At 50.3% G+C, this 26,213-nt stretch carries 23 protein-coding genes; 13 read left to right on the forward strand and 10 right to left on the reverse strand.

Annotated elements, in window-relative coordinates; all coding sequences use genetic code 11:
• Positions 1 to 294 precede the first annotated feature (294 nt).
• Together AC6I8J_RS21685 and AC6I8J_RS21690 are read right to left on the reverse strand one after the other, a co-directional pair.
• Positions 295 to 1,242 (reverse strand): sulfonate ABC transporter substrate-binding protein, encoded by a 948-nt coding sequence (locus AC6I8J_RS21685; protein WP_497825872.1) that lies wholly within the window; start codon positions 1,240 to 1,242, stop codon positions 295 to 297.
• 95 nt (positions 1,243 to 1,337) lie between these two features.
• Positions 1,338 to 3,227 carry a sigma-54-dependent Fis family transcriptional regulator gene (locus AC6I8J_RS21690; protein WP_497825873.1) on the reverse strand — a complete coding sequence of 630 codons (1,890 nt, stop codon included), beginning with the start codon at positions 3,225 to 3,227 and terminating at the stop codon, positions 1,338 to 1,340.
• A 274-nt stretch (positions 3,228 to 3,501) separates the two neighbouring features.
• Between AC6I8J_RS21690 and ssuD the strand changes: the two genes are divergently transcribed.
• The 5 genes from ssuD (at position 3,502) to AC6I8J_RS21715 (ending at position 10,521) form a co-directional block, all read left to right on the forward strand.
• On the forward strand, positions 3,502 to 4,674 hold the full coding sequence (gene ssuD, locus AC6I8J_RS21695; RefSeq protein ID WP_497825874.1) for an FMNH2-dependent alkanesulfonate monooxygenase: 1,173 nt from the start codon (positions 3,502 to 3,504) through the stop codon (positions 4,672 to 4,674).
• A 26-nt stretch (positions 4,675 to 4,700) separates the two neighbouring features.
• Positions 4,701 to 6,113 (forward strand): FAD/NAD(P)-binding protein, encoded by a 1,413-nt coding sequence (locus tag AC6I8J_RS21700; protein ID WP_497825875.1) that lies wholly within the window; start codon positions 4,701 to 4,703, stop codon positions 6,111 to 6,113.
• 68 nt (positions 6,114 to 6,181) lie between these two features.
• On the forward strand, positions 6,182 to 7,594 hold the full coding sequence (locus AC6I8J_RS21705; RefSeq protein WP_222925706.1) for an LLM class flavin-dependent oxidoreductase: 1,413 nt from the start codon (positions 6,182 to 6,184) through the stop codon (positions 7,592 to 7,594).
• Positions 7,595 to 7,856: 262 nt separating this feature from the next.
• On the forward strand, positions 7,857 to 9,317 hold the full coding sequence (locus AC6I8J_RS21710) for an MFS transporter (protein ID WP_161736464.1): 1,461 nt from the start codon (positions 7,857 to 7,859) through the stop codon (positions 9,315 to 9,317).
• Entirely contained in the window at positions 9,310 to 10,521 is a 1,212-nt protein-coding gene (locus tag AC6I8J_RS21715; RefSeq protein WP_253418475.1) for an acyl-CoA dehydrogenase family protein, read from the forward strand. Before AC6I8J_RS21710 ends, AC6I8J_RS21715 begins: the two co-directional genes overlap by 8 nt.
• Before the next feature lie 304 nt (positions 10,522 to 10,825).
• On the opposite strand, the gene AC6I8J_RS21720 is transcribed toward AC6I8J_RS21715, so the two are convergent.
• Complete coding sequence (locus AC6I8J_RS21720) at positions 10,826 to 11,296, reverse strand: SgcJ/EcaC family oxidoreductase (protein WP_161736457.1); 471 nt, start codon at positions 11,294 to 11,296, stop codon at positions 10,826 to 10,828.
• A gap of 936 nt (positions 11,297 to 12,232) precedes the next feature.
• On the opposite strand from AC6I8J_RS21720, the gene AC6I8J_RS21725 reads away from it, so the two are divergent.
• The gene (locus tag AC6I8J_RS21725; RefSeq protein ID WP_253418477.1) at positions 12,233 to 13,270 is read left to right on the forward strand and encodes a tyrosine-type recombinase/integrase; all 1,038 of its coding nucleotides are present in this window, start codon (positions 12,233 to 12,235) and stop codon (positions 13,268 to 13,270) included.
• Positions 13,271 to 13,619: 349 nt separating this feature from the next.
• On the opposite strand, the gene AC6I8J_RS21730 is transcribed toward AC6I8J_RS21725, so the two are convergent.
• On the reverse strand, positions 13,620 to 14,117 hold the full coding sequence (locus tag AC6I8J_RS21730; RefSeq protein WP_285088921.1) for an amidohydrolase family protein: 498 nt from the start codon (positions 14,115 to 14,117) through the stop codon (positions 13,620 to 13,622).
• A 321-nt stretch (positions 14,118 to 14,438) separates the two neighbouring features.
• Between AC6I8J_RS21730 and AC6I8J_RS21735 the strand changes: the two genes are divergently transcribed.
• A complete protein-coding gene (locus tag AC6I8J_RS21735) occupies positions 14,439 to 15,470 on the forward strand; it encodes an alpha/beta hydrolase fold domain-containing protein (RefSeq protein ID WP_497825876.1) in 1,032 nt (343 codons plus the stop codon).
• A gap of 114 nt (positions 15,471 to 15,584) precedes the next feature.
• Here the strand turns inward: AC6I8J_RS21735 and feoB are convergent, their stop codons facing one another.
• Together feoB and AC6I8J_RS21745 are read right to left on the reverse strand one after the other, a co-directional pair.
• Positions 15,585 to 17,912, reverse strand: a complete 2,328-nt coding sequence (feoB, locus tag AC6I8J_RS21740) for a Fe(2+) transporter permease subunit FeoB (protein WP_253418483.1) — start codon at positions 17,910 to 17,912, stop codon at positions 15,585 to 15,587.
• Positions 17,912 to 18,136: a FeoA domain-containing protein gene (locus AC6I8J_RS21745; protein WP_222925701.1), complete on the reverse strand. Its 225-nt coding sequence runs from the start codon at positions 18,134 to 18,136 to the stop codon at positions 17,912 to 17,914. Before AC6I8J_RS21745 ends, feoB begins: the two co-directional genes overlap by 1 nt.
• 323 nt (positions 18,137 to 18,459) lie before the next feature.
• Between AC6I8J_RS21745 and AC6I8J_RS21750 the strand changes: the two genes are divergently transcribed.
• Together AC6I8J_RS21750 and AC6I8J_RS21755 are read left to right on the forward strand one after the other, a co-directional pair.
• A complete protein-coding gene (locus tag AC6I8J_RS21750; RefSeq protein ID WP_222925700.1) occupies positions 18,460 to 18,933 on the forward strand; it encodes a WbuC family cupin fold metalloprotein in 474 nt (157 codons plus the stop codon).
• Between the two features lie 670 nt (positions 18,934 to 19,603).
• Positions 19,604 to 19,885, forward strand: a complete 282-nt coding sequence (locus AC6I8J_RS21755; RefSeq protein ID WP_161736743.1) for a hypothetical protein — start codon at positions 19,604 to 19,606, stop codon at positions 19,883 to 19,885.
• 713 nt (positions 19,886 to 20,598) lie between these two features.
• Here the strand turns inward: AC6I8J_RS21755 and AC6I8J_RS21760 are convergent.
• Both AC6I8J_RS21760 and AC6I8J_RS21765 read right to left on the reverse strand, forming a co-directional pair.
• Entirely contained in the window at positions 20,599 to 20,979 is a 381-nt protein-coding gene (locus AC6I8J_RS21760) for a YgiW/YdeI family stress tolerance OB fold protein (RefSeq protein ID WP_222925699.1), read from the reverse strand.
• Positions 20,980 to 21,636: 657 nt separating this feature from the next.
• Positions 21,637 to 22,056 (reverse strand): DUF1090 family protein, encoded by a 420-nt coding sequence (locus AC6I8J_RS21765; protein WP_253418486.1) that lies wholly within the window; start codon positions 22,054 to 22,056, stop codon positions 21,637 to 21,639.
• 384 nt (positions 22,057 to 22,440) lie between these two features.
• Between AC6I8J_RS21765 and AC6I8J_RS21770 the strand changes: the two genes are divergently transcribed.
• From AC6I8J_RS21770 to AC6I8J_RS21780, 3 genes are all read left to right on the forward strand, one after another.
• Positions 22,441 to 22,677 (forward strand): YgdI/YgdR family lipoprotein, encoded by a 237-nt coding sequence (locus tag AC6I8J_RS21770; protein ID WP_161736740.1) that lies wholly within the window; start codon positions 22,441 to 22,443, stop codon positions 22,675 to 22,677.
• 62 nt (positions 22,678 to 22,739) lie between these two features.
• Positions 22,740 to 23,282, forward strand: coding sequence for a YfaZ family outer membrane protein (locus AC6I8J_RS21775; RefSeq protein WP_222925698.1), 543 nt, complete (start codon positions 22,740 to 22,742; stop codon positions 23,280 to 23,282).
• 109 nt (positions 23,283 to 23,391) lie between these two features.
• Entirely contained in the window at positions 23,392 to 23,697 is a 306-nt protein-coding gene (locus AC6I8J_RS21780) for a hypothetical protein (protein ID WP_371876259.1), read from the forward strand.
• Positions 23,698 to 23,741: 44 nt separating this feature from the next.
• Here the strand turns inward: AC6I8J_RS21780 and AC6I8J_RS21785 are convergent, their stop codons facing one another.
• Positions 23,742 to 23,927, reverse strand: coding sequence for a DUF2256 domain-containing protein (locus AC6I8J_RS21785; protein WP_135911148.1), 186 nt, complete (start codon positions 23,925 to 23,927; stop codon positions 23,742 to 23,744).
• Between the two features lie 1,208 nt (positions 23,928 to 25,135).
• Here AC6I8J_RS21785 and AC6I8J_RS21790 point away from each other — a divergent pair.
• The gene (locus AC6I8J_RS21790; RefSeq protein WP_098049800.1) at positions 25,136 to 25,537 is read left to right on the forward strand and encodes an H-NS family histone-like protein; all 402 of its coding nucleotides are present in this window, start codon (positions 25,136 to 25,138) and stop codon (positions 25,535 to 25,537) included.
• A 223-nt stretch (positions 25,538 to 25,760) separates the two neighbouring features.
• Here AC6I8J_RS21790 and AC6I8J_RS21795 read toward each other — a convergent pair whose 3' ends face one another.
• Entirely contained in the window at positions 25,761 to 26,213 is a 453-nt protein-coding gene (locus AC6I8J_RS21795) for a VOC family protein (RefSeq protein ID WP_262390935.1), read from the reverse strand.

Raw genomic sequence — 26,213 nt, forward strand, 5'->3', positions numbered from 1 at the left:
GTACCCTCTTCGTGATGCTGCTTTTCAATCAACGGGCGTAATTGAATGCGTAAGTGTAGAACAGATTATGAAGCAGGCTGCTAACATTAACATCGTGTAACTCTATGAAATATAAACACCGCTTCGCTAAATTCCCTTTTGTCTTCCCCACCTTTCTGCTTATCCTCACCCTGCTGTAATGCTACGGACCTATTACCGGAAAGAGATTAGCAAGGCCGCCTGTTGCTATTTAGAGAGACTGATTATCAGATGTCAGACGAAGCTTATCCGGATAAATATTCGCCTGATGCTTGCCTACTTCTTATCCTGCGACCACGTCGCGCTGCGGATATCGACTTTCACCGGCAACAGACCAATCCGGGTAAAGGTATCTGCCAGCGCCTGCTGCTGGGTGAAGACGTCTGGCGTCATCCGCTCTGCGCCAAACGGCATCCTTGCCAGGGCGCGCTGCCAGATCGGCTGCGGCAGACCGGTTGAGGTGGACATGATTTTTGCTGCCTCTTCCTGATTTTGATTAGCCCACTGACTCAGCGAACCCAGCTCATCCACCACCTCAGTGGCGATTTGAGGATAAGTTTCTGCGAACTTGCGGCTGGCAAGGTAGAAGGTGTAGTGCGGCACCAGCCCTTCGGCATTTTTAAGCAGCCGCGCATGGGCGTTGGTTTCCACTTCGGCGTAGTAGGGATCCCAGATGACCCAGGCATCTACCGCGCCGCGCTGGAAAGCGGCGCGCGCATCCGCAGGTGGCAGATAGACTGGCGTAATGTCTTTATAAGTCAGCCCTGCCTGCTCCAGCGCGGTGACCAGCAGATAGTTAACGTCAGAACCTTTATTCAGCGCCACACGCTTGCCTTTGAGATCCGCCACGCTTTTAATTGGCGAGTCTGCGGGCACCACAATCGCTTCGGTTTTAGGGTTAGCAGGCGAGTGTCCCAGATAAACCAGATCGGCCTGCGCTGCCTGAGCGAATGTCGGTGGCGCGTCGCCGGTAGCGGCCAGATCGATACTGCCGATGTTTAAGCCTTCCAGCATCTGCGGTCCGGCCGGGAACTCAATCCAGTGCACCGCAATACCCTGCTTTTTTAATTCCTGATCCAGCGTGCCGCGATACTTCAGCAGCGCAAAGATATTGGCTTTCTGAAAACCGATGTTCACTGTCTCGGGTTTCTCTGCTGCCTGGGTGTTGAACGCGAAACCCGCCTGGGCGGCAATAATCAAAGCGCTGAGTAAAACTTTTTTCATCTCTCATTCCTGAGTCTGGTTGTTGTCTGCGCAACATAACAAACGCGGGTTGAAGCGCTTAGCGATGAAATGTTCGATGCTTAGCTAAAAAAACGCTATGGATGCCAGACCGACTCCCGTACGCGAATGGCGCGACTGAATAACCCCAGCGCATAGAAGCGGTCCGCGATGGTCTGCTGTTCCCGGATAATGGCCAGGTTCATTCTCTGGGTCTGATGGCTGCGCCGGGCTAAGGCGTGCATCAGTGAGGTGGCAGAGATGCCGAGTTCCGTGGAGAGCAGCCCGGCAGCTTCAGCACGATGCGCATCAATGTAGCGGCCGGTCTGCTCGAGCGCGTTAAGCAGAACCTGTAACAGATCGCCAGAGTGCGTCGCAAATCCGCGCTCAGCCAGGTAAAACTGATGGTTATTGACCCGGCCAGTGCCATCCGCAATTACCCTGAACTCTCCGCTGTTCTCCGCATCGCTGAGTAACGGATCCCACATCATCCAGGCATCCACCGCGTTGAGATCGCTGGGCGTCAGCGGATATTTAGGTGGGGCATAGACAATGCGCACATCATCCAGCGCTAAACCCGCCTCATCCAGAATCTGCAATAACAGATAGTGAACGTTGGAACCGCGATTCACGGCGATGCGTTTGCCCCGGAGATCGCCAATCTGTTGAACCGGGCTGCTCTTCGGAACCAGCAGCGCCACGCTCTGCGGGGCGGCAGGTTCCCAGGCGACATAGACCATCGGACTATTGCTGGCCTGTGCAAACAAGGGGGGGACTTCACCAGTAGTTCCGAAATCGATCTCCTTATTGCTCAGCGCATGCAGAAGCTGGGGACCCGCAGGAAACTCACTCCACATGATGCTGACGCCCTGCCCGGCCAGCTGCTGTTCCAGCGACTGGCGGGCTTTCAGGATGCCAAGGTTGCCAAATTTCTGATAACCAATACGCAGTTCCCGTTCCCGCTCAGGCTGCTGACCAGGAGCAGCATCGCGCTGACGCACTGAACCGCGGCGCGGTTTAATCACCCCCAGATGCCCCAGCTGCGTGCGCAATGTATGTCGGCTGATACCCAGCAGCGCGGCCGCCTGTAACTGATTACCCTGGGTGAGTTCCAGCGCATTTTTTACCAGCGCAGCAATTACCCGCGGATAGAGCGGCGTGTCACTCTGCTGCATCTGCTGGCGTAAAAACTGATCCAGTGCCTCCTCTCCCTGCGGCAGATCGCTCCCCGCAAGAGGGCTTAGCCGCAGCTGCTGGGGCGTGACCAGTGAGGTTTTGCTGAGCAGCACGGCGTTGTGCAGCGTGTTCTCCAGTTCACGGATGTTGCCCGGCCAGCTGTAGTTCATCAACACCGTCATGGCTTCATCGCTGAGGCGAAGCTGAGGACGACCAAGACGGCGCGCATAGAGCTGCAGGAAGTGACTGGCCAGCACCGGAATATCTTCGCAGCGCTGACGCAGCGGCGGCAGTGTGACGCTGGCCACATTCAGCCGATAGTAAAGGTCTTCCCGGAATCGCCGCTCACGAATTGCCATCACCAGATCCCGGTTGGTCGCGGCAATGACCCGCACATTGACTTTTACTGGCCTGGAGGATCCCACGCGGGTGATCTCACGCTCCTGCAGCACGCGTAGCAACTTCACCTGCAGCGACGGGCTTAGCTCACCAATCTCATCCAGCAGCAGCGTGCCGCCCTCTGCCGCCTCAAACCAGCCACGATGTTTATCCTGTGCGCCGGTAAAGGCGCCTTTCTCATGACCAAACAGCTCCGACTCCGCCAGGCTCTCGGTAAGTGCGCCGCAGTTAACGGCCAGAAAAGGCTGTCGGCTGCGCGCACTGTGATGATGCAGGTAGCGCGCCATCACCTCTTTGCCGGTGCCGGTTTCGCCAATAATTAATACGGTTGCATCGGTGGGCGCGAGCTGATCCAGCACGCTTTTAAAGGCGCGTGATGCGGGGTCAATTAACTCAGGGCTGGCTATCTGCATCTTTTTTACCGGGTGAGCAGGAAAGTCATGACCATACCGCGCCGCTGACGCTGAAACGAGAGCTGAAACACACCAGGTTGTTGCCGATGCAGCAGAGTACAACTCCTTCTGTTGCGAATGCAGCAGATTAACATCTGCCATCAAAATGATAAATCATTGAATTTTAAAAATAAAATTATTTAACCGCACTGGCACGCATCCTGCTAAGGGATATATAACCAAAGGGATTAACCCTATGTGATAAATTCGAATATCGTTATAAAGGAATCTGCTAATGAGCCATGCGACACAGGAAAATCCCAACCTCTTCTGGTTTCTGCCTACTCACGGCGACGGGCGCTATCTGGGTACCACCGAAGGCGGCAGAGCAGTCGATTTACCCTATTTACAGCAGGTTGCGCTGGCGGCAGATAATCTGGGCTACTACGGTGTGTTAATCCCGACCGGTAAAAGCTGCGAGGATTCATGGCTGGTCGCCTCGGCACTGGCACCGATCACCAAAAAGCTGCGCTATTTAGTGGCCGTGCGTCCCGGCCTGCAACCGCCCAGCCTGGCGGCGCGCATGGCGGCAACGCTGGACCGTCTTTCCGGCGGCCGGTTGCTGATCAACGTGGTCACGGGTGGCGATCCGGTGGAGAACAAAGGTGACGGCATCTTCCTGAGTCATGAAGAGCGCTATCAGGTGACCAAAGAGTTTCTTGAGGTTTACTCCCGCCTGCTGAAAGGCGAGAAGGTAGACTTTGAAGGTGAGCATATTCGCGTGGAAGGCGCTGAGATCCTCTTCCCGCCAGTGCAGGAAGACGGTCCGCCACTCTATTTCGGTGGTTCGTCGGAGGCAGCTATCGACATTGCGGCAAATCAGATCGACACCTATCTGACGTGGGGCGAGCCGGTTGAACAGGTCGCGGAGAAGCTGGCGGTGGTTCGTCAGCGGGCGCAGGAGAAGGGCCGTACGCTCTCTTATGGCATCCGCTTGCATGTCATAGTACGTGAAACGGAAGAGGAAGCCTGGGCGGCGGCCGATCGGCTGATTTCTCACCTGGATGAAGAAACTATCGCCGCCGCGCAGAAAATCTTTGCCCGCATGGACTCCACCGGTCAGGCGCGGATGAGTGCCCTGCATCAGGGGTCGCGTGAGAGCCTGCGCATCAGTCCCAATCTCTGGGCGGGCGTTGGCCTGGTGCGCGGCGGTGCAGGAACTGCGCTGGTCGGCAATCCGCAGCAGGTTGCCGATCGCATCCGGGAGTATCAGGCACTGGGCATTGAGAACTTTATCTTCTCCGGCTATCCGCATCTTGAAGAGGCACACCGCTTTGCTGAGCTGGTAATGCCGTTGTTGCCGCTGGCCGCCAACGCCGAAAAGAAACAGCGCAGCGTCAACACCGGTCCGTTTGGTGAAACCATCGGCGGCGACCGTCGCCCGGCTAAACAGACCAGCGCCAGCTAGTCAGTTAACAGGAAAAAGGCTCGCTTATGTCACAACAGCAGATTGTCATTATCGGCGGCGGGTTCACCGGCACCGCGCTGGCGATCCATCTGGCCCGGGCTGGCCAGGCGGGGTTGCAGGTGACGGTAATTGAACCCCGCGCGCAGCTGGCGCAGGGCGTGGCATACGGCACCACCGATCCAGCTCACCGCATTAATGTGCCTGCCACCAGAATGCAGCTTGCCGGTGATGAAGAAGGGGCATTTGATTGCGACTATCGCGCCTCTCCTGCTTTTAACAACGACCCGGAGGCACTGTGGCATGACGACAACGTCTACCCGCAGCGTGGTGAGTTCGGGCGCTGGGTCAATGCGCAGTTTGTGCATCAGCAGCAGCATTCGCCGGTAAAACTGAGTCATCTGCGTGACAGTGCGGTTGCCTTTAAGAATGGCGTGGTGACCACGGCCTCCGGGCAGCAAATTCATGCCGATCAGGTAGTGCTGGCGATCAGCCATCCCCCACCGGATCTGCCTGCTCTGCTGAAGCCGCTACAGGGCCATCCGGCTTTGATTGCTAATCCCTGGCAGCGCGATGCGCTGGCTCAGGTGGCTCCTGACGACAGGGTCGCGATTATCGGTTCAGGATTGACGATGTCTGACGTGGTGGCCTCGCTGCATCGCCAGCAGCACCGTGGAAAGATTACCGTCTTCTCCCGTCGTGGCCAGCTGCCGCGTGCCAATCTGAGTGGCAACAATGAGACTTACGCCCTGGATTTCAGTCAGCCGCAACCTGCTACCGCGCGCGGCTGGTTGCATCGTGTGCGACAGGAAGTTAAACAGGCGGCGGCGCTGAATCTGCCCTGGCAGCTGGTGCTGGATGATATTCGCCGTAACGGTCAGCGCATCTGGCAGAGTCTGTCGCTGCACGAGCAGCAGCGCTTTCTGCATCATCTCCGTCCCTGGTGGGATGTTCATCGCTATCGTATTGCGCCACAGGTGAGCCAGGTTCTCAGCCAGCAGCAGGCCAGCGGTCAGCTGAATCTGCTGGCGGCGCGCCTTATCGCCGCTGAATCGGGTGGCGCAACGCTCCGGCTGACGCTGCGCCTGCGTGGTGCGCAATCACACATGCTGGAGGTGGAGAAAGTCATTGTCACCACCGGCCCTGCACACAATGCGCTGCTTAACAGCAATGCGCTGCTGCGTCAGCTCCATGGCGATGGCGTGATCCAGCCTGACTCGCTGGCGCTGGGGATCCAGGTTAATGCGCTGTCTCAGACGCTGAATGTGAACGGTGAAGCTAATCCCGGACTGTATGTTGCCGGGCCTGCCGCACGGGGTCGTTTTGGCGAGCTGATGGGATTACCGCAGGTGGCGGAACATGCCGAGTCCGTTGCACGACAGCTCCTCGCCGCCCCGCCGCTACCCTTCAGCGAGCGATGTCCCGACTCACTCACCTACTGAATCTTCCTTATAAAACACACATTAAAAGGTGGGCGGCAAGCGATTGCCGTATCCGCTCAGGAGTCGCTATGTCATCGCAACGTGAAATTCGCCTGAATGCTTTCGATATGAACTGTGTCGGTCATCAGTCACCCGGCTTATGGGCGCATCCCCGCGACCGCTCATGGCAGTACAAAGACCTGGCGTACTGGACCGATTTAGCCCGCCTGCTGGAACGCGGTAAATTTGATGGGCTGTTTATTGCTGACGTGCTGGGTGTCTATGACGTGCTCAACGGTAATAACCATGCCGCCATCCGTCAGGCTACACAGGTACCGGTAAACGATCCGCTGGCGTTAATCACGCCGATGGCCATGGTGACGGAACACCTGGGCTTTGGCCTGACCGCCTCGCTGTCGTTTGAACACCCCTACCCGTTTGCGCGGCGAATATCGACCCTGGATCATCTGACCAAAGGCCGTATTGGCTGGAATATTGTCACCTCATATCTGGAAAGTGGTGCGCGCAATATCGGGCATCAGGCTCAGACCGACCACGATGCGCGCTACGACTACGCCGATGAGTATCTGCAGGTTATCTATAAGCTGCTGGAAGGAAGCTGGGAAGACGACGCTGTCCTGCGTGATCGTGAACGTCATATTTTCAGCGACCCCAATAAAATCCATCCGATTAACCATCAGGGAACGTTTTTCCAGGTGCCGGGCATTCATCTTTGCGAGCCGTCACCGCAGCGCACGCCGGTGCTATACCAGGCCGGAGCCTCCAGCCGCGGTAAAGCCTTTGCAGCAGAGCATGCTGAATGTGTATTTGTCGCGGCACCGTCGAAAGTACTGCTGAAGAAAACTGTGGCAGATATTCGCCGCAGGGCCGCTGAGGCGGGACGCGATCCCCGTTCCATCCTGATCTTCAATCTGCAGACGGCGATTGTGGGTGAAACCGACCTGGCGGCGCAGGCGAAATGGCAGGAGTACAAACGCTATGTCAGTTACGAAGGCGCGCTGGCGCTGATCTCAGGCTGGACCGGTATCGATTTCGGGCAGTATCAGCCGGATCAGGTGCTAAAACATCTGCACACCAATGCGATTCAGTCGGCGGTTGAGACCTTCTCGACCGCCGACCCCAACCGCCAATGGACGGTGCAGGGTCTGGCAGACTGGGTGGGCATTGGCGGATTTGGTCCGCTGCTGGTGGGCAGCGCCGAAACGGTGGCCGATGAGCTGCAAAGCTGGGTCGAAGAGACAGACGTCGATGGTTTTAACCTCGCCTACGCCGTGACGCACGAAACCTTTACTGACGTGGTGGAACTGCTGGTGCCGGAACTGCAAAAGCGTGGCGTCTACAAGCAGGAGTATCAGCCCGGTACGCTGCGTGAAAAGTTATTTGGCCAGGGGCCGCGGCTGGCGTTGCCGCACCCGGGTGCCGGTTATCGTCGTAACGCTGACGCAGAAACTCGGGTAAATAGCGCTGAAATATCAGGATGAAATCTGCCGGTTAATAGTCTCAGTCATCGCTTAACAGATTTATTAACGGCTGAGAAAAGCGCCGATTTCAGGTCAGGAAAAGAGTAATGCTTTAATTCGTACCGGATGAATCCTGCTATTCATCCGGCGTCTGTCGTGGTCGTGTTTTAATGATTAACTTATTGAATATACTGAAATAGTTATCGTTATTTGTTGGTTGTTTACTGAGCCGGGAATGCCTATAAAACCCTCGTTACCTGCTGAATATAATAACGAGGATATGATGAGTACATTAGAGATTGACAACACCCTGACCGCCCCGCCGCCCCACTCCACGCCGGTTCGTTCGGTGAGTGATGTAGCCCGGCTGATCAACAGTAATACCGAGAAAAACAGCTACGCCCGCTGGATTGTGTTCCTGGCGCTGGGCGGTGTATTTCTTGATGCCTACGATCTCACCACGCTCTCTTATGGTATTGACGATGTGGTGAAAGAGTTTGGCTTAACCCCGGTGCTGACCGGACTGGTGACCTCTTCAATTATGATCGGCACCATCGTCGGTAACCTGGTTGGCGGCTGGCTGACCGATAAATATGGCCGCTACTCGGTGTTTATGGCGGACATGCTGTTCTTTGTGGTCTCTGCGATAGCTGCGGGTCTGGCGCCCAACGTCTGGGTATTGATTGGCGCGCGTTTTCTGATGGGAATCGGGGTAGGAATCGATCTGCCGGTTGCCATGGCCTACCTGGCGGAGTTCTCTAAATTCTCCGGCAAAGGGAACAAAGCGTCGCGCCTCGCCGCCTGGTGCCCGATGTGGTATGCCGCGTCATCTGCCTGCTTCTTTATTATTTTTGCGCTCTATTTCCTGCTACCTGCAGAACACATCGACTGGTTGTGGCGCGCCTCGCTGTTGTTTGGCGCGGTACCGGCCCTGCTCATTATCGCGGTACGCAGCAAGTTTATGAATGAGTCACCGCTGTGGGCAGCCAATCAGGGAGACCTGAGCGGAGCAGTTCGTATCCTGCGCGACTCCTACGGCATTATTGCGCATGAAGAGCAGCCCGAAAAAACCGAAACCGTGAAAGCGGCCCCGAAGGTGAGTTTCCGCGTGCTGTTTCAGAAGCCATACCTTGAACGCACCATCGTCAGCGCAGTAATGAACGTCTGTATCGCCTTTGAGTACACCGCCATTGCTTTCTTCCTGCCCTCTATCCTGGCGCAATTTCTGGGCGCGGGCGTGTTTGAAACCATCTCGGCCTCACTGGGGCTGAACGCGCTGTTCGCCTTTACCGGCGGTCTGCTGGGGATGCGACTGGCATGGAAATTTCCCTCCAGGCATGTGGCGATTGCGGGTTTTGCGCTGCAGTTTATCGCGCTAATCTCGCTGGCGCTGATCGGTCATCCGCAGGCGACTATCGGCGTGGTATTTGCCGTACTGATGCTGGGACTCTGGCTGTTCGCCGAAGGATTTGGACCCGGCGCGCAGTTGATGATCTATCCGGCGCTATCCTATCCGACCCACATTCGTGCAACCGGCGTGGGCTTTAGTCGCTCGCTCTCCGGCATCGGCAGTGCGCTGGCGCTATTTATCCTGCCCATTCTGCAGGCCCGTTATGGCACCAACATGTTCTGGATCGTCTCTCTCGCCGCCCTTATCCCCATTATTTTCCTGTTGATTATCCGGTTTGAACCGACCCGACAGGACATTGATGAACAACCTGCAACAGGAGAAGAACATGTCTGACTTAACCCATACTGAATTTGCCGCGCTGACCGAACATTTCCGGCCCCTCTTCAACCGTATTGCTGAAGGTGCCGCCGCGCGTGAAATCAACCGTACTCTGCTGCATGAGCCGATCCGCTGGCTGAAGGAGGCGCGGTTTGGCACCCTGCGTATCCCTAAAGAAGAAGGCGGATTCGGCGTCTCGCTGCCGCAGCTCTTTTCCCTGCTGACCGCGCTGGCTGAAGCGGATTCGAATCTGCCACAGGCGCTGCGTGCGCACTTCGCTTTTATTGAGGATCGCCTGAACCAGCCAGAAAGTGAAGAGCGGCGGCGCTGGTTCCGCCGTTTCGTAGATGGTGAGCTGGTGGGCAGTGGCTGGAGTGAAATCGGAGCGGTTAAGCTGGGTGAGGTCAACACCCAGGTCTCACCGGCAGAGGGAGAATGGCGGATCAGCGGTGAGAAGTTTTACAGCACCGGCACGCTCTATGCGGACTGGATTGATGTCTATGCACAGCGGACTGACAACGGCCGCGACGTCATCGCGCTGGTGAACACGCATCAGAAAGAGGTGGAACGTGATGATGACTGGGATGGTTTCGGGCAGCGGCTGACCGGCAGTGGCACCACACGCTTTCATCATGCCCGCGTGGAGCAGCCGCATGTTTATGATTTCAGTGAGCGCTTTCGCTATCAGACCGCATTTTATCAGCATGTGTTATTAGCCACGCTGGCGGGTATAGGCCGGGCCGTAGTACGCGATGCGTCACAGGGGGTCGCGCAGCGTAAACGGATGTACAGCCACGGCAATGCGCCTCAGGTTAAGCAGGATGTGCAGGTGCTGCAGGTGGTCGGTCAGATCAGCAGCTGGATCTGGGCCGTTGAAGCCGCCGTTGATCGGTCGACCCACTCACTGCAACGGGCATTTGAACTGCAACTGAGCGGTGCGAATGAAGCGGAGCTTCACGCGGCGAACGTTCAGGCAGAGGTGGAGTCCGCCCGGGCGCAGGTAGTCGCGGTGGAGCTAGTGACGCGAGCTGCCACGGAGTTCTTCAATGCGCTGGGCGCGTCCGATACCCGCGTCAGCAAGGCGCTGGATCGGCACTGGCGCAACGCCCGCACAGTGTCATCACACAACCCGGTGATCTACAAAATCCGCAATGTGGGTGACTGGGAGGTAAATGGCAACGATCCGACATTTATCTGGCAGATCGGCAACGGTGATTAAGCATATTGATGATAGATGAATATGACGCAGCGGCGGTGTTCAGGCTGATAATGCAGTCGAGCGCCGTCTGGCGATAACATTTATTAATGTTAACCGAACCATGATAATGGGGTTACGTGTTTTAGTACCAATGAGCCTTATAAGGTAATCACAAGAATTCAGGTGTGAAATTTTTTTAAGGGATTACACCATGAAATAATTTTTTGCCAGGAAAAATCGGCAGTTATCTAAAATTCTGAAATGGCGGAATTAATAAAACCAGCTTCGCATTGTGAAGCTGGTTTTCATCCTGCCACACCGGTTGTTAAGGCTGGCTTACTGGCTCTGGCATAGCTGAAGAGTGGTGAGTGGAGATCTTCCAGCCCTTGCCATCCCAGACATAGGTGAAAGTATAACGTGCTGTGACGTGCGAATTATCTTTGAAGGTAAAAGTATAAACGCCGGCATCAATCGCTTTATTACAGCCGATTCGGATGGTGCGGGAATCAATTTTACCGCTCGGGCCTTTTTTCAGGAAGTCTTTAAAGTAATCAATACGTTCCTGGTCTGTCAGGCGCACATGGTTTGAAATAGTTGGCAGCAGCACGGCATCGCTGACATATAATTCAGAGACTTTAGTGGCATCGCCGGTTGCCAGCGTATTATTCCAGGTATCAAACAGGCTGGCAACATCCTGTTCAGATGCTTTAACACAGGTCACAGGCTGTTGAGCCAGCGTGATAGCCGGTGCGCAGGACAGGCCAAATAGGCACAGTGACAATAACGTTTTTTTCATGAGATATCCTCTTTTTATCCTGGTCATGACAGCGTTCTGTGACTTAACTCAGACGCAGTCATGAAAAATTTAATAACGCATCAGGAAGAAATGCCCGTTACCTTGCCAGAAATTAATTTTCGATAATAAGTTAATTATCAGTCTCATCCGATAAATTATCTGACATAAAGCATCAACGTTGCTTTTTATTCAGGCTGGAAGATAACGTATAATCGCCAATAGTTGATATTTAAATCTTTGCGAAGTCAGTATTTAGTTTTTTATTCTGATTCAGGATGCAGATATGCTCCCGGAGAACGTGAATAAGAACTGTTCATAGGATGATAGCCGGGTTAGCATGTGGAGATTCCATTCCAGAAATTCAGTAAGCAAAGCGTTCTAAAACGGATCTGGTAGACAGTATTTTCATTTAGGGTCCTTCAATTATCTTTAAATTAAACTGGCTGCTTACATAATAAAAGTTTCAACCTTCAATGGTCTGTTAATTTCACTTCACGTTCTTTCCTTTTCGCCATACTCCGCGCACTGGAAGTGCTGACTTTAATCAAATTGTATTTATCAGGTCACTATTTCACCATTTCACTGAATCATTATTCAGACTTTCCTTCAATTATTCATTTTATGCCTTGCCAGAAATAACCGCTTCTTCATCAACCCAGGGTGGGCTGTTGTTCCGGACGTCTCACTGCCCTACCCATTTGAGCGTCTGTCAATCAGGTCAAAACCGGGCTGAATCCGGCACCTTAACCTGGCTTCGTATAATTGTTCTTATACGAAGTCATGACACAGGAAAGTCGTCGGGTTATGATATAGAGCAGCAAAGATCACCCTGCAAAATGGCAACGCTACGTAAATTCTGACCGGTTATCCCCCTGATGAATTCTCAGAATTCACGTAGCGCGATCATCGCGTTTTCTGACTGATAAGTGAGCAAAAATGAGCGAGATAGTGCCGTTAACCCATCTGACGGTGACCCGGAATAGTGATATCACCGAACGGCTCAGGCAGTTCGTTCAGGACAAAGAGGCATTTTCCCCCAATACCTGGCGACAGCTGCTTAGCGTCATGCGAATCTGCAATCAGTGGTCAGAAGATAATCAGCGTACTTTCCTGCCAATGAGTGCAGAGGATTTGCGCGACTATCTTTCTTTTCTGGCTGAAAGCGGCCGTGCCTCCTCGACGATCACTTCACACGCTGCGTTAATCTCGATGTTACACCGTAACGCCGGGTTGCCGGTGCCCAATCTCTCGCCACTGGTTTATCGTACGATGAAGAAGATAAATCGTGTGGCCGTGATGGAGGGTGAGCGCGCTGGCCAGGCCGTGCCTTTCAGGCTGTCCGACCTGATGGCACTGGATAAACAGTGGTCAGGTTCTGATAACCTTCAGGCACTTCGTGATTTGGCTTTTTTGCATGTCGCCTATGCAACGCTACTGCGTATCAGTGAACTGTCACGGTTGCGGGTGCGTGATGTGATGCGTGCCGGTGATGGTCGTATCATACTGGATGTGGCGTGGACAAAAACGATTGTGCAGACCGGCGGATTGATCAAGGCGCTCAGTGCCCGTTCAACTCAGCGTCTGGAAGAGTGGATCGATGCAGCCGGGCTATCCGGCCAGCCTGATGCCTTTCTGTTTACTGCTGTACACCGATCTGGCCGGGCAATGATTTCAGCAAAGCCGATAAGCACACGGGCACTGGAACAGATCTTTGACCGTGCATGGCATACTGCTGGAAAAGGCGGCGCAGTGAAGGCTAACAAAAATCGTTATACCGGATGGAGCGGCCACAGCGCCAGGGTGGGCGCAGCTCAGGATATGGCTGATAAAGGCTATCCTATCGCCCGGATCATGCAGGAAGGCACCTGGAAAAAACCGGAGACACTGATGCGTTATATCCGTCATGTGGATGCGCATAAAGGTGCGATGGTGGAATTTATGGAGCAGCACGCGGCCCCGGATGTTGCTGGCTGATAGAATGATAAAAAACGAAACGCCCATGATTCGGGCTCAAGTTATCCACAGAAAAAGTGGACAGCCTGTGTGTAAGCCGGTACTGAATGAGAGGGTGCCGGTCCTCCGACGCGTTCATCCCGCTGATATGATTGATTTCTTTTTACTCCCTTACAACTTGCTGCGACTCTGTCAAAAAATCAGACCTTTTAGTCAGTAATGCGTGGATTATTGCGGTCAGTGATGACCCTTGTACTGGCGGTTAGCGGTCTATACCGGCGATGATGTCTTCTGCTGATTATTATTGAAAAGGCCGCTGCCCCTCGGCCTTTTCTGCACCTGAAGACGTGACTTCACGCTATCAATCACTTCATTTTATTGCCTGCTCAAAAAATGCATCAACGGAGGCTGGCGAACTGGTTGCAAACACCAGTGCCGTGGTGGTGCCATTGTTGACAAGCTGATCAAGAAATTCAGATGCCTGTTGTTGCGCATAGTGATGATTGCGGAATTTTATTTCGGTTGGAAAGGTATAGGTATTGAGCCAGCCATTAAGCTGTTTACCATATTCACTGATCATGGTGATTTGAGGATAATGAACATGCGTATCCACGAATCCGGGTGTGATAATTTTTCCGCTGTAATTAATCAGCTGGTCGACAGGCTGGTCCTTTATGGTCGCATAATCACCTGATTTTAAAATATAGCCATCTTTAACAATAAGATAGCCATCTTCATAGTGCACGTTAGCTTCTTTTTCTTTTGCTGGAACGGCTTTAAAATAGACGATTTCAGCCCGGTATCCAACCGTTTCCGCGGCTACACAACAGGAGAAAAGAGACAACAATGCCATAAACGTAAGTTTCATTTACACCTCCATTTAGTATCTTTAATAAAATCCGTCTTATCTTTTCAGCGCGGGAATGATAGGTGAAATGATAAGGATGGCCGATACTAAAAATGCGATGACATTATTAACCTGGAAATATTGCTTAATTACTGAAATTAATCCGTTTTGTGGTTGTCTTATCCTTATCATCAATGATGCCTGACGTTAAAATTAACGCAGGTTTAGTCTGTTAATAATAATTTATTCACATTGTTTCTAATGTCTGATAAGCCAGAATCTTTATTCTGACACTTACACAAAGCATCCCATTAACATTTAAACGATTACAGGACAAAAAATATGAGAAACTGGCACCTCTTAATGTCGGGAGTCGTTATGCTTTCAGTCGCTACTACAGCCATCGCATCCGGTCAGGATCAGCTTCCAGGTCATGCTCAGGGTGCTGAGATTCTCCAGGTTAACACCCGTCAGGACGAGATCGACAATATTGGAGATCTGGTTTACCACCAGGTGAAAAGCGTGCGTTCTGTCAGGCAATTGCACATGTCACTGCTGGTGCCACGAACCAATGATCTGAAACCAGCGATTATCTATTTTCCCGGCGGGGGTTTCCTGTCAGCGGAACGTGACAAGTTTATTGCAATGCGGCTGGCCTTGGCAGAGGCGGGTTTTGTGGTCGCCGCAGCTGAATATCGCACTATTCCTGATATTTTTCCGGCGCCGGTTGTTGATGCTAAGGCGGCAGTCCGATTTCTGCGCCAGCATGCCTCTGAGTATGGTATCGATCCGGCGCGTATAGGGGTTCTGGGTGATTCGGCGGGGGGATGGCTCGCCCAGATGATGGGAACCACCAATGGGGATAAATCGTTTGATAAAGGCGATTTCACTGACCAGTCTTCAGATGTACAGGCTGTGGCCACGCTGTATGGCATTTCTGATTTGTGTAGCATCGGAGAAGGCTTTCCGGATGCGATACAAAAAGTGCATCAATCCCCTGCCGTCACCGAAGCGCTGCTGATTAATGGTGCGGCGTTCCGCGAATTCGCCGGGGCATCAGTGACCGATGAGCCTGAGAAAGCGCTTTATGCGAGTCCAGTGGGTCACCTGAAAGGCGTTAAACCGCCATTTTTAATTATGCATGGCAGCAGCGATACGCTGGTCTCTCCTGAACAAAGTGCAAATCTTTATAACGCCCTTAAAAAAGCGGGTAATCGTGCTGATTACGTGTTGATCGAAGGGGCTGAACATGGTGATTACCGCTGGTATCAGCCTGAGGTTATTACCAGAGTGACTCACTGGTTCCGGCAGGTGCTGGGTGAGCCAGTCAAATCAAAGAGCCAGTCAGCAGCAGATCCTGATGCCAGCCTCTGACTCAGGGTGATGTCTCCTTGCCTGTCAACCTGCACAGGCAAGGAGCACAGTCCTTTCACGCGCCTGTATGTAATCGTCTTGATGGTCCCTCAGCGTACCAGTCTGGTTTTGCGATCACTGCGCGTAGCTTTTCTGTTTATCACAATTTCCATGGCAGCCGTGACACCCCATCTTTTCCTCATCAGGCATAACCGGTATTGCCAGCACCCTATTTCCCGCTTTACGCAGTGTCAGCAGGATGATTCCATTCAGCAACAGAACGCTTATCAGGCAGACTGCACTGAATACAGGATGCTCGTTAAACGTGACGGTCTGATAAAAGAATGTCGCTATGGTATAGGCGATGTTAAGCCCCCAGCAGAATGAGAACATCATCCATTTTTTCCCGGCCTCGCGGGCGATCGCGCCCATGACTGAGACGCAGGGAACGTAGAGCAGAACAAAGATTAAGTAGCTGTAAGCGGCAAAGCCGTTGCCAAATTTGGTAGCCATCACACTCATAGAACCGGATGCCATCTCACCATCGCCTTTACTGGCATCGAGGGGATGCGCCAGTGCATCAATTCTGAATGCAGCGGTCAGGCCCGCCCAGGTTTCCGTCAGCGCCTCTTTTAGTTCATCTGCCAGGTTAAAAGCCTGCGGGTCAAACACGCTGCGCTGAATCGCCTCCGTGGTGTAAAGACTGTTGAGCGTACCGACCACGACCTCTTTTGCCATAATGCCGCTCACCAGCCCCACTGTCGCCTGCCAGTTATCCTGCGTCACCCCGATTGGCAAAAGCACGGGCGTGATTGCTTTGCTGGTCGCCGCCAGCGCAGAGTGGTTTATGTCATCAACCAGCTGGCCGTTGAATGCAAAGCTGCTCAGCACACCAATCAGCATACTCACCAGGATAATGACCTGACCGGCACGCACCACAAACATTTTCAGCCGTTGCCAGGTCTGCAGCAGCAGGCTTTTAAGATGAGGCCGGTGATAGACCGGCAATTCCATGATAAACGGTGAAGCTTCGCCACCCAGCAGGGTATGCTTGAGCACCAGTCCGGTCGCAATCGCCACTACAATGCCCAGCAGATAGAGTGAAAATACCAGGCTGGAACTGTGAGCATCAAAGAATGCTGCGGCGAACACCGCAAAGATTGCCAGCCGCGCGCCGCAGGACATAAAAGGCGCAATCAGTACCGTAAGCAGACGCTCACGCGGCGTGTCGAGCGTTCTTGTACCCATCACCGCCGGCACATTACAACCAAAGCCGACAATCAGTGGCACAAAGGATTTTCCCGGCAGGCCCAGTGACTGCATCAGCCGATCCATCACAAAGGCGGCGCGCGCCATATAGCCTGAATCCTCAAGGAAAGAGAGGAACAGAAACATCAGGCCAATCTGTGGAATGATTGGCAGCACGGTATTGATACCGGCACCCAGCCCCTGCGCCAGAAAAACCGTCAGCCAAACCGGGAAGTGGCAGACATATCCCAGCCATTGTGCGCCATGAATGAATATCGCCACCGAACTGCCGTCGAACAGCGGCTGCAATGCCGCGCCGATATTAATCGAGAGAACAAACATCACATACATCACGGCCAGGAATATCGGAATGCCCAGCCAGCGGTCCAGCACAATGTTATCAATCCTGCGGGTAAGACTGGCCGGGATAGCCTGATGAATGTTACTGACGGCCGTACAAACCGCATTAATGGCACGATAGCGATAATCGGCTATCTGCACGCCCGTATCGCCACCCGCTCGCGCCATAATCTCAGGCAAGGTTGGAAGTAGTTCCGGGCAAAGTTTCTGGCTGTTGATATCGCCTTCAAGCAACTGCAATGCCAGCCAGTACCTTTTCTGCGGGGTCAGAGACCCGGACATCTGCAGGCTGAGCTGCTCAATCGCGGTTTCAATCGCGGCCGGATATGGCACCTTCTCTGGAGCGCGATAAATATGTGGCTGGTCAATCAGTGTTTTTAGCTGAGCGATACCGTCGCCTTTGGTTGAAGTCAGTGAAACCACCGGACATCCCAGGCGGGCTGACAACGCTGCGGCATCAATAGTGATGTTCTGGCTTGCGGCAATATCCTGCATGTTCAGAGCGACAATACAGGGTACGCCAAGCTCAAGCAGTTGAAAGGTCAGGAACAGGTTACTTTCCAGACTGGAAGCATCGACGACGTTGATCACTACATCGGCATGATCCTGATAAAGATACTGACAGGCGATGCTCTCATCAATCGAGCTTTCAGCGGATAGCGTAGTCAGCGAGCGAGTGCCGGGCAGATCGATGAGCCGGACGTCAGACTGTGCAGTAAAGAACTGTCCCTCTTTACGTTCAACCGTGACACCCGCCCAGTTACCGACCCGCTGGCGGGCACCGGTCAGCTGATTAAACAGTGTGGTTTTGCCGGTGTTGGGATTGCCTATCAATCCGATGGTGATCTTTTTCATCAGGCGATTTCCTCCAGAATGATGTCGGCCAGATCACGCTGTCGCACCGCCAGGCTGACACGGCGGGTACGAATATGAACCGGATCGCCCATTGGCGCTACTCGAATGATTTCGATAACAGCACCTGGAAGCATGCCCATTGTCAGTAATTTCTGGCGCCAGGCGAAATTTACTGATGGCTTATAACCAAGAATTCGGTAGGTACTGCCCATGTTAATTGCCATACCACGCTCTGCCTTTGAGTAAGAGACACTCATTCTATAAATGATAAGCGTTTCGGTTTTTGATCTGGCTTCAGGCAGACAGTGGAAAAGTGCTCTGAATGGCTTTCGTTTAGGAAACAGAGAACATCTTTCTGTAACCTGGTATCACGCGATACAGGCGATGTTTGTGAGAACTCTCATCGTCAGTTTTATAGCTTTGAGCAGCATCTATAATCCCGACAACAATCTGCTCCGCGAATGCAGAGGTTATTCATCCGTTGAGAATGGCAAAAGCCTTACGGCAACCTGATTGTCGTAAGTTGTCCAAAATCCAGAAGGCTTATATGAAACAAATTACTGTTACTGACCTCCGGCATCTCAGCGAAGAGGCTGCGAAATCCCCTCGCTTACGAGCCAATCGTAATTTACACCCTGAATTGAGCGATCCGGTGCAGCGGCTGGCCATCGCGATGGAGCCGGGCACTTATGTCCGCCCTCACCGACATCCGCATACTTTTGAATTGCTGACCTCGCTCTGTGGGCGGTTTCAGGTATTACATTTTGATGAAAATGGGTATGTGACCCAACGGGTGATGTTAGGAGAGGGGGGCAAGGTCATGGAAACGGAAGCCGGCACCTGGCATGCGGTGTTATCGATGGATAAAGGTGGCGTTATTTTTGAGGTTAAACACGGAGGTTACCAGCCTGTGACTGAACAAGACTCAGCACCATGGGCACCCGCCGAAAATGAGCCGGGTGCTGGGGAGTTAATGGAATGGTATGCTCAGGCACAAGTAGGGGATTCTTTTATCCGATAATTATTGTTTTACGCGGAGTAGACGGTATCGCGAGCGATGCTGTTCTGCCCCTTTATCCTGGCCTGACTGAATATCTTTCATGATGTCTTTTTGCTCAAACTTTCGTGTGGCGGCATACACTGTTTTAATCAGTAAAAATTTTTTAAATACGCAGAATTTCTGTCGTAAAAAAGGATTAATATTTTTGGGGTTCTGTTAATACTGACATGAAAAAATTCTGCTATTACATCAAAACCATCCGAATTAAATAAGTGAAATATAGATTCATTATAAAAAGATTAGCCTCCAGGCTCGTCTGGAGGCACGTGAATCGCTAAACGTTATGATTCTTATGGAAAAATAATCACTGGTTTCGTTGCTTAGGTAAAGCAATAATGGAAAAATCACGACGCGCAATATAGTTTATTTTACTAAATCAGCAATTGTGTACGCAAAAAATCTTGTTTTCATAAGATGAAAAAATAAAATTATTACATGTCAATTCTGACGGGTCTTGCATAAAGGCATGCTTTCTCTTATCAAATCAATCAAAAAAAATCCATTTACGATTTATTTTAAATTTCTTTTGATAATGATAATTGACATTCAGGTCAGCTACAATCTCAGTACTTTCTTGCTAAAATTCCCCTGCGTTACCAGTTAAATTATACAGACATAAAAGGATGTTAAAATGCGTGAATTGTATATCTCAGAAGTGATCACCGTAAGTGGCGCTGACATCGGTTACTCGAAACTTCTTGGCTTGTGGAATGATGCGGGTCTGAATTCGCAGGGCTACTTTAACTATGACCGTGCCGCTAAAAGTATCAATGCTCTGGGGTTTGCCAGTGCAACAGAGAATAAAGACTGGAATAACTCATCCATTGGTGAGGCTGGATGGATGCTTAATGGCGCGGGTGAAAAAGTAACATGGTTCAACAACGGTCTCTTTATGGCTTTCCAGATCGGCTGATGTGAAGCAGCTAACACGGTTACTTCGCCGGACGTAACGGTGATCGATAAAAGGTTTCTGAAACTATCCTGATTCAGAAACCTTTTTTATCTTTAATACTCACCTGTGAGGGACTATCAGACCAGCTGGTTGTCATGTAAAACATGTCTCAGTTTACAGAGCGGCTTCAGAGTTCAGGTATGACAAACATATCATAACGACATTGTGTACAATAGTACCTGCCTGAGCGAATCCGGGTGTAAAGTATCTGCCTCTCATTTCATCCAGGCGCTATGGTCCCCCATTTTGAAATTCCGAAAAGAAGATAACGAAGAATTTTAGTTACATCATTCAGGTTTACTGTAAAGAACAATTACGGCCCTTCGGGCCGTGCCCGACGGCTTGTCAATGAGCACTCGGGCTTTCAGAACGGCTCGCTTAGATTTGGCCAAAAACATGCACATTTCATAGGAAGATCGCCTGTTCAGATATCCGCAAACAAGTGTGTTGTAACTAATCTATATCTGCTTCAGGACTGATTCAGTACCATTTTTATAAGTTGTGAATGCACCGTCTCATCCGATGTTAAACCTTGACGTTTTTGTCATCGCTATCCTGCCGGACAGGCTTCGTGAATATTTATTGCTTACTCTGGAATACCCAACCGGGAACGTGCATATAAAAATGACAGTGGCCCGGCTTCAGGTCACTGCCATATCAGTGGTAAATACAGGTTACTTCAGAACACGGACCGTTTTCACATCAATTTCAACGCTGTTCCAGTCTTTATCGACTTCGCCTTCTATGCGGACTTTGTCAGCGGGTGACAATGATTGTCCCATCCAGCGCTTGTCGTCGATATCGACGTAAATCGTTCCAGTGGCATCTTTAAATTCATAAAGTTCATGACCAACCTGTCGGATGATATTGCCTTCAAGAACGACCCATGCGTCGTCACGTAGTGTTTTAGCCTGTGCCACTGAAGCGACACCCGGAGTCGGGCCTTTAAAGCCGCCCTGTGAAGACCCCTGCCCTGCCGGATTAATAAATCCTTCCTGCGCAGAAACACCCAGACTCATTCCTGCTAATAACACCGCCAACATAATCTTTTTCATATTTTTATCTCCGTTAAATTTCCAGGGTAATTTACATCCCAGATCTTAACGGGATCTTAAGAAGTTTTATTGTCTGCACGTGTTTTGAAAATGTCATCAGTAAGGCGCTCGCACCATAAAACCATTAAAAAAATAATCAAAGTTGAATCTATGTTAACAATCAACAAAGTATAACAATAAATTAAAACCCTCTTGTTGGAAATAACCTCTTTAACACTGTTTTCAATATGGCAATACTGATAATTAATATCTACCTATTTCCGCACAAATTACTTAGCTCGCCTGCAGGTTGATAGTTATCATTTTCTGGCATAGATATATCCCGGTATTAAATTATTCTGTATCGCAGCTTTGCTCATGAAGTATTTTGTAATGTTTATAACCACTCGATTGAGTGGTTTTTTTTATGTCTTATTTCAGCTAGTTAACTTAAACCTGTAACGCTGATTATACACGCCCCGATTGCAGGGAGGGATTTTCTGGTGCCACGGAGATAGGGAGTGGCGACAGGTACTGACTGCTCATCTGAACAAGCAGCTAACTGTCTTTTATAGCATTGCGACACTTATAAAAACGGTGTTGTGACTAATAACGAAAGAGGCAGAGATCATCAAAACGTTTTCAGGCTCACATAGTGAGCCTGAAAATAGTGGGATATCAGTTCAGTCTCTGAGCATCTGCCTCAGCTTCTTTTAAATCCATTTTTGCAGATTCAAGCTTCAGCTTCTTCTCTTCTACCTTTGTCATTTTTTTTCTGATTTTATCACTACGTCCATCGACTCTGGCCTCAGCCAGTTCCTGCTGTGCTTCCTGAAGTTCAAGTTCCGCTTTTTTGACTTTCATCTCACGTTTACTGACATCATGAGAGGCACGCGTTGCCTGACGCTCATCAGTACAATAGGTTTCAATTTTGTTACGCGCAATATTGAGCCGTGCAATTTCTGCACTATTTCCATGTATTTTAGCGATTTCGCTTTTAGCTGAAATATCTGCGAGTTGATCTTTGCAGGAATCAGTTGCAGCGAACACGGTTAATGGTGAAGCAACCAGAACAAAAGCGATAATTGTTTTTTTCATAGCTATATTAAATCCTTGTTAAATTACACTAATCAGAATGATATTGCCGGTTCAATATAGCGAAAAGGAAAATAGCCACAACATAAAATTTGAAACATTAAATTATCATGTCATTAAGTCGCTATTGTTAAATTATTGGTTAGCACTTGATAGGATTCTTCATGCATATCACTTTTGGGAACCAGAAAAGTGCAATGCGTTTATTTAAACACCTTAGTTTTTAAACAATGTGCAATAATTAATCCTCTTCTGAGCAAACTATGGAAATGATCCAGATCATTTTTTTGAGCATTCGGGTCGGTACTCTTTGATTGTTATCATGTCGTTTAACAAACACAGCTAATAATGCCGCATCTTCTTAAAGAACAACGAGTGGAAAGTAAAATGACATCTTTCAATTATGGCAGAAAATTTGCCTTCGCTTTCGTGATGATGGTTTCAGTTATGTCCATTTCCGCCTGCTCAGGCAATTATGTCATCTCCACCAATGACGGCCACATGATAACCACCCATGGTAAACCCGTCAGAGATAAAGAAACGGGCATGCTCTCCTATAAAGATGCGGACGGAAACATGCATCAGTTGCAGCAGCATGACGTTAAAGAAATGGTGCAAAAGTAAATCGCTTTAAACAACGATATTGATTGATTCCCTGAAAACTCCTGATGTGGAAAAAATGAGCAATGAAAATTTCCCTAATTAGCCTTGGTTTGCTGCTGTGTGTTTCTTCATCTGCAATGGCCATTGGCCTGAATGCTGAACAAGGTAAAAACACCTCTGCGCTGGATGCTGAAATTGGCCGTTCTTCCGGCGGACTCTATCTGGACAGCCAGTGGATCAAAAATACGGCAGATGGTGTGCAGATTGGTCAGGCGGGTACCGGCTATAACCTGGAAATGGGTCCGGTGATGCTGACCGCTGGCGTTAAAGCTACCTACATCGGTGGCAAAAAAGGGGATAACGGCGTCGCATTTCCTGTCGGCGGCGGTGTGAAAATCAATCTGCCTGCCGATTTTGCGATTTATGGTGAGGGGTATTCCGCGCCGGAACAGCTGACCAACAGCGTTAAGAATTTTGTGGAAGCAAACGCTGGCGTCAGCTGGTCACCTTTAGGCCCACTGGTCTTAAAAGTGGGCTACCGCTACGCGGGTGTCGATGGCAAAGATGGACGTCCAGGTCATACGCTGATCGATGGACCGTACATTGGTGGCGGTCTGACATTTTAATGTCGGCTGAAAATTTATTTTTGCAGGTGAGGAAGCACGTTCAGTTGACCAGACTGGCTTCCTTACTGAATAACTCGCCTCAAGGCTGGCGGGTGTCGCTGAGGAACAGATGATGAAACCTTTGATGCTGATGTTGTTCACTCTTTGTCTGACCGGATGTGTGCAATATAAATGGGTCAAACCCGATGCATCTGAGCAGCAGGAAACCATCGCAGAAACAGCCTGTCAGGCTCAGGCACTGCGGGATTTACCGCCTGATAATATCGTCAGTGGTAAATACACCTCGAAAGACAGTAAAGATAAGACGACTGATACCGACTACTCCACCAGTGACGCCAATGAAAGTCAGCGCGAGATACTGGTGAAAGATTGCATGTTTAAAAAAGGCTGGCAACAGATTGAGGTTCAGCAATAGAGGTCTGTGAGGCCAGGTCAAAACCTGGCCTGTTCCTTTGAGTTTTACTTGTTCCGCTCAGCGTTTATTTCTGCATCATCTTTATGCTGCGCAGAACGCTGACGCCGGCAACGCTCTGAGCAATACAAAACCTCATTCCAGCACTTCTCCCACTTTTTACGCCATGACATCGGTTTGTTACACGTTTTACAGTAACGAACCGGTAATGATTTTTTATTGCCCTTAAACACTTCAGACCTCTGCAGAAGTAATCATCGCGCTGACGTTAACGCATGTGTTGTTCAGTGTAGCTTACTGAGGTTATTCCTCCCCATGTTTGCATTAGCAACATGTATACCGCGTTCAGATCAGATGATGCTGATGCCTGACCTTACCCGCTCAGCCCCAGAACGGATTGATAGTGCGAACTTATCATTAGCAACTATTTAAACTTGCGTTACTCTCTGTAACCTAAGAATGAACCCTGCTTAAATGAGAATCCACAGGGTTAATTACACCAGGCAACAGTACAGCGTCGTTCATACACGCACTCACCGGGCCGATTATTACTCTGTTCTGCTATACGTTACGTGGTGGACTTGAGACGAGAACACGTTGTCAAACCACTTATCAATCCTGGTCGAAGTTGTTCAACCAGGCGCTGAGTTTAATGCGTCTTAAGCAATAATCCTGGATAAAATGGCACACAGGCCTGAATCCACAGTATGCCATGAGGTTATTAGTTGCAGACTCTGAATGAACAAAGGGTAATTATTACCGTAAATAATCAGTTTAATGGTAAGGGACAGGCAATGATTCTGCTCAACCGCTACCCAGCAGTTTGAGTGCACAGCACATTTCACGCATATTTAAACCAACCGGCAGACAATTTTGCAGCGCTGCTATGCGTTATGTTACGTTTCTGAAAACAGAGAAATTCATAGGAAAATTAAATTATTATCATGAACTTACCACTGTGAGGCTGAATCAGCTTTTCAGTAAATAAACGAGCGAAATAATTTATAGCGGGATCTTTACAGCGAAATTATGCACAGCAGCATTGCCCTGTACGGTAACTTCGTGTGAGCTTTGCAGCTAACGTTATCCTCTTTATCAGGACGAGCATGCGAATAGCGAAGCGACTCCGCTGCCACTACAGAAAAATCAGCACGATTAATCCATAGCCCCGCTAAATTACTCTGCTTCTCAGATGATACGGGTTTTAGCCATTTTGAGTGAAGTAAGTAAAAAAATGGCGTAAATTTACTTTTGTTTAACGAGCATGCGTTCAATAGAGTTTCAACTCTCTCAGAAACAGATTAATATGTTAAAGTTGAACTATTGGTTCTGTATTATGATTCTTCGAAGGCAAGCATTTTAAAAAAGCAGGTCTGACGAAAAGCATCAGCGTGAACCCGCTCTGTATTTTTATTATCTGAACATGACTATGGTGACTTTGATGAGTGACACTCTCAACAGCTTGAATAATATCCGTACCCTCCGCGCAAATGCTCGCGAGCTTGACCTTGCTGCCCTGGAAGAAATGCTGGAAAAACTGTCTGTTGTGGTCAGTGAGCGACGTGAAGAAGCTCAGGCTTCTGAAGCGGCTAATCGTGAAAAAGCTGAGAAACTGGCAAAATATCGTGAATTATTGTTGCAGGAAGGTATCGATCCTAACGAACTGTTAAATGGTATGCCCACTGCGCCTGCTGAGAAGAAAAAACGTGCGCCTCGTCCGGCTAAATATCAGTATACCGACGAGAATGGTGACGTTAAGCAGTGGACAGGTCAGGGCCGTACCCCATCGGCTATTAAATCAGCCATCGATGCAGGTAAATCGCTGGACGATTTTCTGATCTAATTCAGAATGCCTGGATGATAACCGCCTGGCATTACCCAGGCGGTTTTTTATCATCAACAGACAGAACATATCAATCAACAACACCTACTTTTCCTGCCTTTCATGCGCCGCGAATCCTCCTTCATACACAATCATGCACAGACACTATCCTGAATGTAATAACCGAAATGCTCTGCGTAATCGCGTTGCAGATAAAAGGTTTTATTCACTTACCTGAGCCGTTTTATCTATTCACAACCGACGGGGACTTACGGGCCCTGATGATTGCCAACCCGATCTGCTGACCAAATGAAAGTTCAAGCGTATTACCATCAGGATCGGCAAAAAATGCCCAGTAACCAACGGGTATTTCAGATTGCTGCGCATCGCGTCGCAATACACCTTCGCGCCGCGCAATTGCCACTTTTTCATCTATCTCTTCGCGACTGCCGCAGGCTACGCCAATATGACCAAAAGGCCCCAGTGGCGTATCGTTACTGTTATCAGATTGCACCAGTACCAGAGCAAAAGGTCGGGTCAGGTCAGACAGCCATGCGACTTTTTGCGCTTCCGCAATACCCGGTGCTCGCTGATGTATTACCTGCATCCCGGCATAACGATGATAAAAATCTACGCTTTTTTCTAAATCACATACCTGTAAAGCAAGATGAGTGAAACCGGTATCGTCTGACATGAT

It is taken from the genome of Pantoea sp. X-Soil-ISGK-355 (assembly GCF_059730805.1).